Consider the following 331-nt stretch of genomic DNA (forward strand, 5'->3'; position numbering starts at 1 on the left):
ATCGGAGAGTTCGAACCGCGCCGCACCTGCTGCGCCACGATCTGCTGATCCTGAGTCATGGCCGCAGGCAGGAATCGACGACGTGCCGATGGGCTGTACACGTAGTACTCTTCTTCTGCCATGCGTTGCATAGCCTCGGTCCACTCAGCACCCTGCGGAAATGCCTTGAACATCTTGTCGATGATGTCCTGCGCGTATGCTGTGCGATCCTCTTCAATCAATGCCGTAAGCTTGTGATCCAACTCTTCCAGCATGCGATTGATTTCGACCATACGCTTCTTGTCCGTCTCGGGCTTCAACGACTCTTCGTACAGCGCGCTGATCTGTCCTT

1 protein-coding gene is annotated in these 331 nt (G+C 55.3%); it reads right to left on the reverse strand.

Going from position 1 to position 331, the window contains the following annotated elements; genetic code table 11:
- Nucleotides 1–272: hypothetical protein (locus AC1RO3_RS08950; protein ID WP_481764075.1), on the reverse strand; the 272-nt coding region annotated here is incomplete at its 3' end.
- Nucleotides 273–331: the final 59 nt, after the last annotated feature.

It is taken from the genome of Dellaglioa sp. CoH-57-MRSF-19 (genome assembly GCF_056781975.1).